Genomic DNA, 13,378 nt, shown 5'->3' on the forward strand with positions numbered 1-13,378 from the left:
CCGGCCGGGTGACGTCTCCACGGGGAGATTTCGAGGGGGCGCCATGACCGCCGAGACCGCAGACACCGCCGAAGGGGCCGGCGGCACGTCGGGCCCCGGCGGACCCGACGGCCCGGCCGAGCGGCGCCGGGAGCAGCGCGGCTGGTACTTCTACGACTTCGCCTGCTCGGTCTACTCGACCAGCGTCATCACGGTCTTCCTCGGCCCCTATCTGACGTCGGTCGCCAAGGCGGCGTCCGACGCCGACGGCTTCGTCCATCCGCTCGGCGTCCCGGTGCGCGCCGGGTCGCTGTTCGCGTACTCGGTCTCCGCCTCGCTGGTCCTCGCCGTCGTCCTGATGCCGATCGTGGGCGCGGCGGCCGACCGGACGGGCCGCAAGAAGCCGCTGCTCGCGGCGGCGGCCTACACCGGGGCGGCCGCCACGACCGCGATGTTCTTCCTGGACGGCCACCGCTATCTGCTCGGCGCCTTCCTGCTCATCGTGGCGAACGCGGCGACGGCGATCGCGATGATGCTGTACAACGCCTTTCTGCCGCAGATCGCGGAGCCCGACGAGCGCGACGCGGTCTCCTCCCGGGGCTGGGCGTTCGGCTACACCGCCGGGGCGCTGGTCCTCGTCCTCAACCTGATCCTGTACTCCGGCCACGACTCCTTCGGCCTCTCCGAGTCCGAGGCCGTGCGGATCTGCCTGGCCTCGGCGGGTGTGTGGTGGGGCGTCTTCACCGTCGTGCCGCTGCTCCGGCTGCGCGACCGCGGGGTGGCGGTGGCGCCGGGCGGCCGGAAGGCGGCGGGCTCCGGCTGGCGGCAGCTGCGGGCGACCCTGTCGGACATGCGGCGCCATCCGCTGACCCTCTCCTTCCTCCTCGCCTACCTCGTCTACAACGACGGCGTGCAGACGGTGATCTCGCAGGCGTCGGTCTACGGCTCCGAGGAACTGGGCCTCGGCCAGACCACGCTGATCACCGCCGTGCTGCTGGTGCAGGTGCTGGCGGTCGCCGGGGCGCTGGCGATGGGGCGGACGGCCCGGGTGTACGGCGCGAAGCGCACGATCCTCGGCTCGCTGGTCGTCTGGACGCTGATCCTGGTGGCGGGGTACTTCCTGCCCGCCGGCTCGCCCGTCTTCTTCTACGTACTGGCCGCGGCGATCGGCCTGGTGCTCGGCGGCAGTCAGGCGCTGTCGCGCTCCCTGTTCTCGCATCTGGTGCCGCGCGGCAAGGAGGCCGAGTACTTCTCGGCGTACGAGATGAGCGACCGCGGGCTGAGCTGGCTGGGGCCCCTGGTGTTCGGGCTCGCGTACCAGCTGACCGGCAGCTACCGGGACGCGATCGCCTCGTTGGTGGTCTTCTTCGTCGTCGGTTCGGTGCTGCTGGCGCGGGTGCCGCTCAGGCAGGCGGTGGCGGCGGCGGGAAATCCCGTACCCGAGCGGATTTAGACGTTGAAGTAAAAGGCCGGTAGTGTACGCCTTTGGCCTGCCCCGGGTGACCGTTACCGCGAGTGGAAGTCTCCGCACCGTTGGGTGACAACTTCCGTCAAACGTGACAAACCGGGTACGGGTGGGTACCTGAACCCTGGGAAACCTGAAAATTCAGCGGCACGACGGGCGACGTATGACCGGCAACGGGAATCTTTGCCGCCGACCGGACGTTGACCGATTGACGACGACAGCGACACCTGTCCTGTGGGCGACAAGCCCGGGAGGCACGATTCATGAGTGAGCGAGCTCTCCGCGGCACGCGACTCGTGGTTACCAGCTACGAGACGGACCGCGGCATCGATCTGGCCCCGCGCCAGGCGGTGGAGTACGCATGCCCGAACGGCCATCGATTCGAGATGCCGTTCTCGGTAGAGGCGGAAATTCCGCCGGAGTGGGAGTGCAAGGCGTGTGGCGCCCAGGCACTCCTGGTGGACGGGGATGGCCCCGAGGAGAAGAAGGGCAAGCCTGCGCGTACGCACTGGGACATGCTCATGGAGCGGCGCACGCGCGAGGAACTGGAAGAGGTGCTGGCCGAGAGGCTGGCGGTCCTGCGCTCCGGAGCGATGAACATCGCCGTGCATCCCCGGGACAGCAGGAAGTCTGCCTGACCCGGTAGCACCGAGACAGAGCCGCGGGCCGCGACACACGTTGTGTCGCGGCCCGCGGCTCTTGTCGTGGACGGGTTCCGCTACCGGATCGGCGTCACGGAGTCAGCGGCGGGCGGGGCTCGTCGTCCGGGCGGGCGTCCCGCGGCGACGGTTCGTCGCGGATGACCTCGCCCTGGACGACCTTGCCGTCCGGGCGGTGGATACGGGCCTGCTGGAAGGCGTCCGAGAAGCCGTCGGGGGCCAGCGTGCGCATGCGCCGTTGGAGCGAGCGCTCCGCGTACCTGCTGAGCGCCGAGCGGACCGGTGGCACCAGGAGCAGCAGTCCGGCCACGTCCGAGACCATGCCGGGAATCATGACCAGCAGTCCGCCGAGCATCAGGAAGCCGTTGCCCCGGCTGCTCGAAGGGGTGGGCGAGGAGCCGTCCGCGCCCGGCTGCCCCGGCATCTGCTGAAGCGTCTCGGTGAGGTTGCGGAAGGCGCGGCGGCCGGCCCGCTTGATCACGGCGGCGCCGAGGAGGATCCCGGCGGCCAGCAGGATCAGGACGGTCAGCCCGCCCGCGACGTCCGCCACGACGACGAGCAGCCAGATCTCCAGCACCGCCCAGGCGGCGACGGCGAGGGGTACGAAGGTCCGGGCGCGCGAGCGCCTTCGGGCGGTCGGGGGCGGTGTGCCGGTCGTCATGCCCCCAGTGTGCCTGGCCCGGCGTCCGTACGCCGTAAGGGGGTGCGGACGCGGGCGGCGGGCGTCAGGGGGTGCGGCGGCCGAGGGCCCGGTTGGTGCGGCCGGTGACGCCCCAGGCGGTCACGCGCCAGAGCGCCTCGACGAGGATGTCCCGGCTCATCTTGGAGTCGCCGACCTCGCGGTCCACGAAGGTGATCGGCACCTCGACCACGTGGAAGCCGGCCTCGACCGCGCGGCGGGCCAGGTCGACCTGGAAGCAGTAGCCCTGCGAGGCGACCTCGTCCAGGCCGATGCCCTTGAGGGTCTCGGTGCGGAAGGCCCGGTAGCCGCCGGTGACGTCCCGCGTCCGCAGCCCCAGCATCAGCCGGGAGTAGGTGCTGCCGCCGCGGGAGATGATCTCGCGGGACTTGGGCCAGTTGACCACCCGGCCGCCGGGCACCCAGCGGGAGCCGAGGACCAGGTCGGCGCCCTTGAGCGCGGTGAGCAGCCGGGGCAGCTCCTCGGGCTGGTGGGAGCCGTCGGCGTCCATCTCGACCAGGACGCCGTAGTCGTGCTCCATGCCCCACCGGAAGCCGGCGAGGTAGGCCGCGCCGAGCCCTTCCTTGCCCTTGCGGTGCAGGACGTGGACCTGGTCGTCGGCCGCGGCCAGCTCGTCGGCGAGCTTGCCGGTGCCGTCGGGGCTGTTGTCGTCGGCGACCAGGATGTCGGCCTCCGGGACGGCCGCGCGCACCCGGCTGACGATCGGCTTGATGTTCTCGGCCTCGTTGTAGGTCGGAATGATCACCAAGACACTGCCGAGCGGGCCGAATCGCCGCTGACCGCCGTCGTTCACTTACTGCCCCTCACGTCCGTACGCAGGTGCACACCATATCGAGCGCGGAGGCGCGGAATGCCGTCCCGGTCGGGGTGGCGCGGGAGTCGTGGCGGACAGAAGAGCGGAAGTAGGGACAGAAGTGCGGATCGGGGCCCGGTGTCCTTCGGGCCGACCTGGGACCCGCTGGCTGCGGGTCGACCTAGAGCCGTTGTCTACTGAACGTCCGGGCCCCACCCGGGTCGCACCCTCCGTCCGGCTGAATCCTTCCCTCGCCCCGAGGCGCGGGCGCTGAACCTGGCTGTCAGTGGTGGTGCGCCGGTGCGGCACACCACCCCGTGACCCAGCGGCGTTCGACGACTGCGTGGAGGTTTAACCGGTCGGACGTCCTGTGGTGGACTCGGCCGAACCTACCGGCCGATGGCCGCATTCTGTCAATAGTTGCCTGACCTGCATCGTTTACGGAACTTGCCTGGTCAGTCCTGGAGATCCCCAGGTAGCGGGAGAGCCGGGCCGCCTTCGATCGGCGGTACGAAATGTCCGCACGTCACTCGTTCGGCCTTACGTAGACAGTTTGTCCGAACACGACCGTGCGCAGGCACACCGGGAGGTCGGCGCCGGGGGTCAGGTCCGGCAGCCCCGGCGTCCCCGACCTGGGGTCCGTCGACCAGCGCGCGACCCGGTCGTCCGGCGCCTGGACCACCAGGTCGTCGGTGCGCCAGACCGCGTAGTCGGCCGGGGCGCCGGGCACCAGGGTCCCCGCGTCGTCGCGCCCGACGGCCCGCCAGCCGCCCCGGGTGTGCGCGGTGAACCCGGCCCGCACCGAGATCCGGTGCTCGGGCGTCCGGTGGAAGGCGGCGGCCCGTACGGTCCCCCAGGGGTCCAGCGGGGTCACCGGGCTGTCCGAGCCGAAGGCGAGGGGCACACCGGCCCGCAGGAGGGCCGCGTACGGGTTCAGGGTGCCCGCCCGCCCAGTGCCGAGGCGCCGGGCGTACATGCCCTCCTCACCGCCCCAGGCGGCGTCGAAGGCGGGCTGGACCGAGGCGGTCAGCCCCAGTTCGGCGAAGGCGGCGACGGTCTCGGGGGTCAGCATCTCCGCGTGTTCGACGCGGTGCCGGGCGGCCCGCACCCGGCCGAGGCCCACCCGCTCGGCCGCGGCCCTGACGCCGTCGACGACCGCCGAGAGCGCCGCGTCCCCGATGGCGTGGAAACCCGCCTGAAGCCCGGCCTCGGTGCAGGCGGCGACGTGGGCGGCGATCTGCCCGGCGTCCAGGTGGGCGGCGCCGGAGTGCGGGGCGTCGGCGTACGGCTCGTGCAGGCAGGCGGTGTGCGAGCCGAACGACCCGTCCACGAAGAGGTCGCCGGCCGCCCCGGCCGCGCCCAGCTCGCGGATGCGCAGGGCGTCCTTCTCGTCGCCCACCTGCTCGGCCCAGTAGCCGAAGACCCGGGGCCCCGGCTGCCCGGCGGCCAGCTTCAGCAGCCCGGTGAAGTCGTCCTCGTCGGAGATGTCCGGGCCGCCGCACTCGTGGACCGTGCCGATGCCGAGGGACGCGGCGTGGCGCAGCGCGGCCCGCTGGGCGTCGGCGCGCTGGGCGGGCGATACGGCGTCGTGGGCGGCGGCCCGCACCGCGTGGTGGGCGGCCGCGGTCAGCGGTCCCTCGGGGTGGTAGCCGGCCATCGCCCGGACGCCGGGGACGAGGTCGAGCAGTGCGGTGGTGACGGCCGCGGAGTGTACGTCGATCCGGGGCAGGTAGACGGGCCGGCCGCCCGCCGCCTCGTCCAGTTCGGCGCGCGAGGGCGGGCGCTGCTCGGGCCAGCGCGCAGCGTCCCAGCCGTGTCCGAGGACGACCCGGTCGGCGGGGTGGGCGGCGATGTGGGCGCGGACCCGGGCGAGGGCGTCACCCAGGGTGCGGGCGCCGGAGAGGTCGAGGCCGGTGAGGGCCAGACCCGTCGAGGTGGTGTGGACGTGGGCGTCGGTGAACGCGGGAGTGACCAGGGCCCCTTCGAGGTCGATCACTTCGTCGACGCCGCTCGCGAAGGCGTCGGCCGCCCCCTCCGAGCCCACCCAGGCGACATGGCCCCGTTCGACCACCATGGCGGTGGCGAAGGGGTCGGCGGGGCTGTGGACGTCTCCACCGCGCAGCAGCACGGTGCGGTGTTCGCTCTGGGGGGCGGTGCTCTCGGTCATGGGGACCAGTCTCCCGCCTGCCGGGTCCCGACCCGCGCGCGACCCCCGGAAGGGGGTGTCCGACGAATCCCCTCAGATCTGCGGCGGGCGCGCCTCGTAGGGGGTGGAGAGGACGACCGTGGTGCGGGTGGAGACCCCGGCGAGCGAGCGGATGCGGGTGAGCAGGTTCTCCAGCTCCAGCGGGGTGGCGACCCGGACCTTCAGGATGTAGTTCTCGTCGCCGGCGACGCTGTGGCACGCCTCCAGCTCGGGGACGTCGGCGAGCCGTTCGGCGATGTCGTCCGGGGCGCTCGGGTCGAAGGGCTTGACCGAGATGAACGCGGTCAGCGGCAACCCGACCGCCTCCGGGTCGACGACCGCGGCGTAGCCCCGGATCACCCCGCGCTGCTCCAGCCTGCGGACGCGCTGATGAACCGCCGAGGTGGACAGGCCGGTGGCCTTGCCCAGGTCGGTGTAGCTCATCCGCCCGTCCTTGACGAGCAACTCCACGATGTGACGGTCCAGCTCCTCCATATGGATCAATCTATGGCCAGGAGTCCTTCCCGGCACAGATGCCCAGCCCTTGGGACGGCACCTGCGTCGGGCATGTGACCAACGCCACATATTTACGGACCGGTAGTCGGACACGAAATGGTTACGGCCGATCGGCGGCGGGAAGTGCTTGCTGTGGCCGAGGCCACGGCGCCATGTCGGCCCACCCGAGGGGGGATTTCCCATGCAGAGCCTGAAGCTCACCGGACGTACCGAACCGGAGCCCGACGATCCGTTCGAGGACGCCGCTCCCGACGCGTACGACACATTCGAGATGTACCGGGTCCTGTGCCCGGACTGCGCGCAGCCCATCGCGCTGCTGGCCGACGAGGACGTGCTGCCCGAGCACGCGCTGTGCCCGTCCCCGTGGAACCCGTTCGTGCTCACCGTGTGCGCCGGTACGGGGCGTGCGGCGGCCGGGGCGCGGCCCGCGGACGAGACGGCCGGGTCCCAGGAGCAGGAGACGGCCCTGCTGCTGACGCTCCCCCAGGGGCTCGACTGGAGGATGCAGCCGTTCTCGCACGCCGGGGGCGCGGGCTCCCGCCCGATCAGGATGCCGGGGCAGCTGCGGCGCGAGGCCGCCTGAGCCCTCCGCCCGCCCGTCCGGCCGGGGTGCGCGAGCGGCCCGGCCACCGCGGAGAACCGGGTGAACATCCGCCCGAATCGAACAGCCAGTGACCCGGCCGCGCCCTGCGGCGTTGGCCCGGTATGACCCTGCCGCACTCCACGGCCGGCCCCGGTCGCCGCCGGCTCGCCGCTCCTGCCCCCGAAGAATCGGTTCCGCAGCCCGGTTCCGTACCGGCGTCGCAGTCCGAACCGCCCCGTTCCGCGCCGCGTCCGGTGCCCCATTCGACCGATCCGCCGATCTACCGGGCGCTGCTGCGGCACTGGGAGAGCACCGGGCGGACCCTGCCGGGCCGTCATGACCAGGACTGGAACCGGATCATGACGACGCCCGTGTGGTCGGACCGGCCACTGCGGGTCAGCGGGACTCAGGGCCCGCGAGGTGGCGGGCGATGACCATCCGCTGAATCTGGTTGGTGCCCTCGACGATCTGGAGCACCTTGGCCTCGCGCATGAGGCGTTCGACGGGGAAGTCCTGCGTGTAGCCGTACCCGCCGAGCACCTGCACCGCGTCGACGGTCACCTGCATCGCGGCGTCCGTGCAGAAGAGCTTGGCCATGGCGGCCTGGCGGGAGAAGGGGCGGCCTGCGTCCCTCAGCCGGGCGGCCTCCAGGTAGAGCGCCCGGCCCGCCTCGATCCGGGTGGCCATGTCGGCCAGCATGAACCGCAGCCCCTGGAAGTCGGCGATGGGGCGGCCGAACTGCTTGCGGCCGGTGGCGTAGCCGAGGGCCTCGTTCAGCGCGGCCTGGGCGACGCCGATGGCGCAGGCGGCGATGCCGAGCCGGCCGGAGTCGAGGGCGGACAGGGCGATCGCGAAGCCCTGGCCCTCCTCGCCGATCCGGCGGGCGTCCGGGACGCGCACCCCGTCGAAGTGGAGCTGGGCTGTGGGCGAGCCCTTCATCCCCATCTTCTTCTCGGGCACGGCCGCGCCCAGTCCGGGGGCGTCGCCGGGGACGAGGAAGGCGGTGATGCCGCGCGGGCCCTCGACGCCGGTGCGTGCCAGCACGGTGTAGAAGTCGGCGATGCCGCCGTGCGTGATCCAAGCCTTGGTGCCGGTGATGACCCAGTCCTCGCCGTCCCGTACGGCCTTGGTGACCAGGGACGCGGCGTCGGAGCCGGACGCGGGCTCGGAGAGGCAGTAGGCGCCCAGCAGGCCGCCGGAGAGCATCGCCGGGAGGTGTTCGGTCTGCTGGCCCTTGGTGCCGTAGCCGGCGAGCGCGTGGCAGGCCAGGGAGTGGACGCTGACGCCGAGGCCGACGGTGAGCCGGGCGGCGCTGAGCTCTTCCAGGACCTGGAGGTAGACCTCGTAGGGCTGGTCGCCGCCGCCGTGGGCGGAGTCGTAGGGCAGCCCGAGCAGGCCGGACTCGGAGAGCAGGGTGAAGACCTCGCGGGGGAACCGGCCCGCTTCCTCCTCCTCGGCGGCCCGCGGCGTGATCTCCCGCTGGGCGATGTCGCGGACGAGTGCGACGAGCTGGCTGGACTCCTCGGTGGGCAGACGGCGTTCGACCCACTGCGGGGCACGGTCGGACATGACGGCGCTCTCCTCCCTGTCGGGCGTTGCGGCGGTCGCGCGCGCGGGGTGTGAGCGGCGCCGCCGGGGGATCTCCGGGCGATGCCCGAAATCACTGCTCCCCAGCCGATGTTGCCCTCCCGGATTACGAGAAGTGCAGGCAGGCGGCTGTGGCGGGTCGAGTATGCCCGATCGGACGGCATCCGTCACCGGTTGACCGAACATACGGATCAGTGCCCGCGGACGGCCATGGAGATCATCGAAGTTGGTCCGAACCATTGACCCGACTGGTCTAGTCCACCTACGGTTCCCAGCGAACCGGCTTTCCGCGTTCATGCCAAGTTTTTCGGAGCGCCGGAAGCCGGTCGTCCACTGGCACGTCCCCTCCCCCACGAGGAGCAACCATGACCGGACTGCACCGCCCGGGAGCCCGCCTGCGGGCTGTCGCCGCCGCCGCGTGTACCGCTGCCCTGGGCGCCGCCCTGCTGGGCGTCGCGGGCACCGGCTCCGCCGGCGCGGCCCCCGCCGCACCCCGGGCCGCCGCACCGGCAGCAGCACCCGCCGCCCCCACAGCGGCCGGCAGCAAGGTGGTCGGATACTTCACCAACTGGGGTGTCTACGACCGTAATTACCACGTCAAGAACATCGAGACCTCGGGCTCGGCCGACAAGCTCACGCACATCAACTACGCCTTCGGCAACGTCCAGGGCGGCAAGTGCACGGTCGGCGACTCCTACGCCGACTACGAGAAGACCTACACCGCCGACCAGTCCGTCGACGGGGTCGCGGACACCTGGGACCAGGAGCTGGCCGGCAACTTCAACCAGTTGCGCAAGCTGAAGAAGCTCCACCCCGACCTCAAGATCCTCTGGTCGTTCGGCGGCTGGACCTGGTCCGGCGGCTTCGGTGAGGCGGCGAAGAACCCCGCCGCGTTCGCCGAGTCCTGCTACAACCTGGTCGAGGACCCGCGCTGGGCCGATGTCTTCGACGGCATCGACATCGACTGGGAGTACCCCAACGAGTGCGGGCTGACCTGTGACACCAGCGGCCGCGACGCCTACGGCAACCTGCTGTCGGCGCTCCGCTCGAAGTTCGGCCCGGACAACCTGATCACCGCGGCGATCAGCGCGGACGGCTCGGAGGGCGGCAAGCTCGACGCCGTCGACTACGGCGGCGCGGCACAGTACCTCGACTGGTACAACCCGATGACGTACGACTTCTTCGGCGCCTGGGACGACAAGGGCCCGACGGCCCCGCACTCCCCGCTCACCTCCTACACGGGCATCCCCAAGGAGGGCTTCAACAGCGAGGCGGCCATCGAGAAGCTGAAGGCCCAGGGCGTCCCGGCCTCGAAGCTGCTGCTCGGCATCGGCTTCTACGGCCGCGGCTGGACCGGCGTCACCCAGGACGAGCCGGGCGGCACGGCGACCGGCGCGGCCGCGGGCACGTACGAGGCGGGCATCGAGGACTACAAGGTGCTCAAGAACAGCTGCCCCGCCACCGGCACCGTCGCCGGCACGGCGTACGCGCACTGCGGCACCAACTGGTGGAGCTACGACACCCCGGCCACCATCGGCACCAAGATGCAGTACAAGAACCAGCAGGGCCTGGGCGGCACCTTCTTCTGGGAGCTGAGCGGTGACACCACCGACGGCGAGCTGATCAAGGCGATCGACTGACGTCGTCGCACCGGACATGAGGGGCGGGGAGCCGGGCGGGCTCCTCGCCCCCTGTCATGTCCGGGAAGCTGGAGGCTAGAGCAGGTGGAGCTGGGTGACGAGCATGGCGACGACGACCACGAGCGTCCAGCCCAGGACGTGCTCCAGCAGCTTGGGACCGTCGTCGGGCCCGCCCGTACGGGTGCGGCGGCGGGAGGCGGTGAGGGTGGCGGCAGTCGCGCTCATGGCATCTCGTTCGGTCGGCCCGGCAGTAGGTGTACCCAGCACCCGGCCGGGACCCCACCACAGTGCCAGCCCGAAGGGCCCCAGGGGTAGAGATGTCCGTCACTCCCCCGGGGAGCCGCACGGACCTCAGCGCATGCCGACGGCCGCGAGTGCCCTGCGCTGGGCGGGATTCGGGTGCGCGGGGAAGTACAGGCAGCAGGCGCCGCCTGTGCCGGAAACCACACTGCCGCTCGCGTTGAGGCGCTTGGTCCGCAGCCAGATCGTCTCCAAACGGGAGGGCGCTTTCCACCACACGACGCCCTCCCGCACAAACATGCAGGTCACGAGCTCGGACGACGGGGGACGAATCGAGCGCGGATGCGCTGGTGCTGACCCGGCGCTGACTTCCGCCGGCGCCCGTTCCTGTCCGCTCGGGTGCGTCGCGCGCTGGATCGGTGCCGGCTTCAGGGCCCTCGTCGCCCGGCCGACTTCCACCCGCCTGGTGCGGCCGCCATTCCTCACTACCGTCCTCGCGAGCAACCGGAGCAAGCGCAGAGGAACTGCCGAGCTTTCGCGTAGGCCAACAGCTTCGGTTCTCACCGCCGGAGGTCCGACAGTGGCTAGAAGAGCGATCTCGAATGGTCGCGTGAACGTAAAACAAAAGGGACGGCGCCAGCGGTCTCCCATAGACGTTAACCAACCGCTAGCCGACGGATGGGGCTCCTTCTCCATTGGGAGAAGGGGGCGCGCAGCCGCCACGGAGATGTCGTCAACTTGCCTCATCTCCACCCCGAACGGCTGCGCAGCCCTTGCTCCCCACTGCGTACGCCTGAACGAGCCGCCGACCTGCCCAGCAGCACGGTGGTGGCGGCTTGGGCTGAGCAGGTCCTTTTCCTACGGCCCCCAAACCTGATAGCCATGCCGGCTTGGCGCTATGCGGTGCGGTCTACACGACGCCCCGCCCCAGGAAGAACGACGCGACAGCTGCCACCACGGACAGCGCGAGAGTCGCCTTCACTCCCGGCGATTGCCTCAGCAGCCGCGTGAGCGCGATGAATACGAGCAAGAAGGAGACCGCCCAGAGCGCGACCCATATCGCGCGGAATTCGGAGGCTGCCAATGAGCCGAGAACCGAACCGATCAAAGAGGCGCCGACGAAGATGCCTGCCGAGGACCAGCGGACGTCGAGCCGTCCGCGACCGGCCTCGGTCCGGTCGTGCTTACGGGCGGCGCGTTCGCGGATGTCTGCCGCGATCAACAGGGCCGCCGCCAGGAGCCAGGGCAGCAGGTAGGGGAAGGTGGGTGCCGGCATGTCAGTGAGTCCTTGAGGTCTCTGCTTGCGTCGGGTGTGGGGGTGGGGCGCTGGTACGCCTGCCGTGTGGCTGTTCCCGGCCGGAGGCTCGTGCGGCCTCCGGCCGGGAACAGCTTGGGGTCAGGTCAGATCACTGATGCGTGATGGAGATCCTTCCGTAGACCCAGACCGTGATCTTCACGCCTCGGTTCGGGAACGATGAGTGGACGCGCTGGATGTTGACCGCCACCCAGGTGGCCACGCCCGCGAGGATCGCCATGACGGCTGACAGGATGCCAGCGCTGGCGACTCCGAACAGGGCCGCGGAAACGCCCCAGGCGGTCGCGCCGCCGATGATGTCCCAGGAAGCCTTCCAGGCCCGAGCCCGGCTGAGCTTGAGCTCGCACCGGCCTCGCCAGACGGAGCAGCTCCGGGAGTTCTTGTTGTACTTGGCCAGGACCTTGCGGCCGTCGAGGTCGAACTTGTTGATCGGGTACCGGCCATCTCGTACCGGCATGCGCAAGCGCGGCGCCGGCAGCGGCTCCTCGGTGGCCTTGCTGCGATTCCTGCTGCCCGTGCAGTACCCGTGTGCTAGCCGGTACGTGCAAATGCTGCGCTGCACTCCTCACCGGACGTGCAGCGGCCGTCTTGGGTACGAAGCCGAAGGCTCTCGTCTGGAGCGACGAGCGCATCGCGAGCTGGAAGGAGACCGGCGAGAAGCCCTCGCCGGTCATGGCCTGGGCCCCGAGCAGACGCCAAGGTTCCTCGACTTCGTCGAGCACGACCGGCTGTACGTGCTCTGGCGACTGATCACCTTCCGGGGGTACACGGCGCGGTGAGGTTTCCCCGTGCTCTCGGACACGTGATCGTCATGCCGCAAGGGTGTGCCGATGCCGCTGCCTGGCCTCGGCCGGGGTGAGATAGCCGAAGGTCTTGTGCTTGCGCGGGCGGCGGCGATTGCAGAAGGTCTCGATGAAGGAGAAGACCTCGGCGCGGGCGGTGGCCCGGTCGGGCCCGATGCGGGTGCCGATCTCCTCCTTGAGGAGGGCCCAGAAGCTCTCCGCGGCGGCGTTGTCGAAGCATGATCCGGTGCGTCCGCAGCTGCCGTAGCCCCGACACCCGTATTTGGTCCCGAAACCGGGTCGATGTGTATTCGCTGCCGCGATCGCTGTGAACCACGCAGCCGGACTCCAGCCCGCCCCGGCCGTGGGCCATGTCGAGAGCGTCGACGACGAGCTCGGCGCGGTGGTGGTCGGCCATGGCGTAGCCGACGACCTCGCGGGTGGCCAGGTCCAACCAGCAGGCGAGGTAGAGCCAGCCCTCGGCGGTGGGCAGGCAGGTGATGTCGTCGACCAGCTTGGTCCCGGGGCGCTCGGCATGGAAGTCGCGGCCGACCAGGTCCGGGGCCGGCTCGGCCTTCGCGTCCGGCCGGGTCAGTGAATGCGCAGCGGGAGGCGGTTTGGAGCCTCTCCCCGCAGAGCGACTCCGAGGGGCCAAAATCCTCATCACCTGTGCCGCACCATCTGATGCCTACCGACTATCCGGCAGTCACCATCCGTTCAGGACGCACGAAGGCCGTCGCTTTTTCATGATCTCGATCGTCTGCTGCTGTTCGCGGACCTCCTTGCGCAGCCGCTTCAGCTCCTCGCGCTCGGCGCTGGTCAGCTCACCGGACCCGCCCTCGCCCTGGTCCGACCTCAAGATCCCAGTCTCCAGGTGTCCACGATCAAGGGGAAGCTTCATTCACGAGGTGTCCCGCTGGCTCGGACACCGCTC

14 protein-coding genes and 2 pseudogenes are annotated in these 13,378 nt (G+C 70.8%); 6 read left to right on the top strand and 10 right to left on the bottom strand.

Annotated features, from left to right (window positions below):
• Nucleotides 1-43 precede the first annotated feature (43 nt).
• Nucleotides 44-1,432 (top strand): MFS transporter, encoded by a 1,389-nt coding sequence (locus E6R18_RS19670; protein WP_136318213.1) that lies wholly within the window; start codon nt 44-46, stop codon nt 1,430-1,432.
• Nucleotides 1,433-1,707: 275 nt separating this feature from the next.
• Nucleotides 1,708-2,082 (top strand): RNA polymerase-binding protein RbpA, encoded by a 375-nt coding sequence (locus tag E6R18_RS19675; protein ID WP_136206772.1) that lies wholly within the window; start codon nt 1,708-1,710, stop codon nt 2,080-2,082.
• A gap of 94 nt (nt 2,083-2,176) precedes the next feature.
• Here the strand turns inward: E6R18_RS19675 and fxsA are convergent, their stop codons facing one another.
• From fxsA to E6R18_RS19695, 4 genes are all read right to left on the bottom strand, one after another.
• Entirely contained in the window at nt 2,177-2,764 is a 588-nt protein-coding gene (gene fxsA, locus E6R18_RS19680; protein ID WP_136318214.1) for an FxsA family membrane protein, read from the bottom strand.
• Nucleotides 2,765-2,828: 64 nt separating this feature from the next.
• Nucleotides 2,829-3,596, bottom strand: coding sequence for a polyprenol monophosphomannose synthase (locus E6R18_RS19685; protein ID WP_136318215.1), 768 nt, complete (start codon nt 3,594-3,596; stop codon nt 2,829-2,831).
• A gap of 526 nt (nt 3,597-4,122) precedes the next feature.
• Nucleotides 4,123-5,763, bottom strand: a complete 1,641-nt coding sequence (locus tag E6R18_RS19690) for an amidohydrolase (RefSeq protein ID WP_136318216.1) — start codon at nt 5,761-5,763, stop codon at nt 4,123-4,125.
• Nucleotides 5,764-5,835: 72 nt separating this feature from the next.
• Nucleotides 5,836-6,276, bottom strand: coding sequence for an Lrp/AsnC family transcriptional regulator (locus tag E6R18_RS19695; protein ID WP_136318217.1), 441 nt, complete (start codon nt 6,274-6,276; stop codon nt 5,836-5,838).
• A gap of 202 nt (nt 6,277-6,478) precedes the next feature.
• On the opposite strand from E6R18_RS19695, the gene E6R18_RS19700 reads away from it, so the two are divergent.
• A complete protein-coding gene (locus E6R18_RS19700) occupies nt 6,479-6,880 on the top strand; it encodes a hypothetical protein (protein WP_136318218.1) in 402 nt (133 codons plus the stop codon).
• 396 nt (nt 6,881-7,276) lie between these two features.
• Here the strand turns inward: E6R18_RS19700 and E6R18_RS19710 are convergent, their stop codons facing one another.
• The gene (locus E6R18_RS19710) at nt 7,277-8,449 is read right to left on the bottom strand and encodes an acyl-CoA dehydrogenase family protein (RefSeq protein WP_136318220.1); all 1,173 of its coding nucleotides are present in this window, start codon (nt 8,447-8,449) and stop codon (nt 7,277-7,279) included.
• Nucleotides 8,450-8,832: 383 nt separating this feature from the next.
• Between E6R18_RS19710 and E6R18_RS19715 the strand changes: the two genes are divergently transcribed.
• Nucleotides 8,833-10,107: a glycoside hydrolase family 18 protein gene (locus E6R18_RS19715; protein ID WP_136318221.1), complete on the top strand. Its 1,275-nt coding sequence runs from the start codon at nt 8,833-8,835 to the stop codon at nt 10,105-10,107.
• Between the two features lie 75 nt (nt 10,108-10,182).
• Here the strand turns inward: E6R18_RS19715 and E6R18_RS19720 are convergent, their stop codons facing one another.
• The 4 genes and pseudogenes from E6R18_RS19720 to E6R18_RS19735 form a co-directional block, all read right to left on the bottom strand.
• On the bottom strand, nt 10,183-10,332 hold the full coding sequence (locus E6R18_RS19720) for an SCO1431 family membrane protein (RefSeq protein ID WP_136318222.1): 150 nt from the start codon (nt 10,330-10,332) through the stop codon (nt 10,183-10,185).
• Nucleotides 10,333-10,458: 126 nt separating this feature from the next.
• Nucleotides 10,459-10,599, bottom strand: a pseudogene (locus tag E6R18_RS19725) (peptidase C39 family protein); the annotation flags it as partial.
• A gap of 658 nt (nt 10,600-11,257) precedes the next feature.
• Nucleotides 11,258-11,623: a hypothetical protein gene (locus E6R18_RS19730; RefSeq protein ID WP_136318223.1), complete on the bottom strand. Its 366-nt coding sequence runs from the start codon at nt 11,621-11,623 to the stop codon at nt 11,258-11,260.
• A gap of 130 nt (nt 11,624-11,753) precedes the next feature.
• Entirely contained in the window at nt 11,754-12,119 is a 366-nt protein-coding gene (locus tag E6R18_RS19735; RefSeq protein WP_136318224.1) for a hypothetical protein, read from the bottom strand.
• Nucleotides 12,120-12,259: 140 nt separating this feature from the next.
• Between E6R18_RS19735 and E6R18_RS19740 the strand changes: the two are divergent.
• Both E6R18_RS19740 and E6R18_RS34935 read left to right on the top strand, forming a co-directional pair.
• A pseudogene (locus E6R18_RS19740) lies at nt 12,260-12,442 on the top strand (site-specific integrase); the annotation flags it as partial.
• Nucleotides 12,443-12,574: 132 nt separating this feature from the next.
• Nucleotides 12,575-12,712, top strand: coding sequence for a hypothetical protein (locus E6R18_RS34935; RefSeq protein ID WP_240799789.1), 138 nt, complete (start codon nt 12,575-12,577; stop codon nt 12,710-12,712).
• 438 nt (nt 12,713-13,150) lie between these two features.
• Here the strand turns inward: E6R18_RS34935 and E6R18_RS34100 are convergent, their stop codons facing one another.
• Nucleotides 13,151-13,303, bottom strand: coding sequence for a hypothetical protein (locus E6R18_RS34100; RefSeq protein WP_168712397.1), 153 nt, complete (start codon nt 13,301-13,303; stop codon nt 13,151-13,153).
• Nucleotides 13,304-13,378: the final 75 nt, after the last annotated feature.

The sequence above is a fragment of the Streptomyces sp. A1277 genome, assembly GCF_004795015.1.
In the GTDB taxonomy this organism is placed as follows: domain Bacteria; phylum Actinomycetota; class Actinomycetes; order Streptomycetales; family Streptomycetaceae; genus Streptomyces.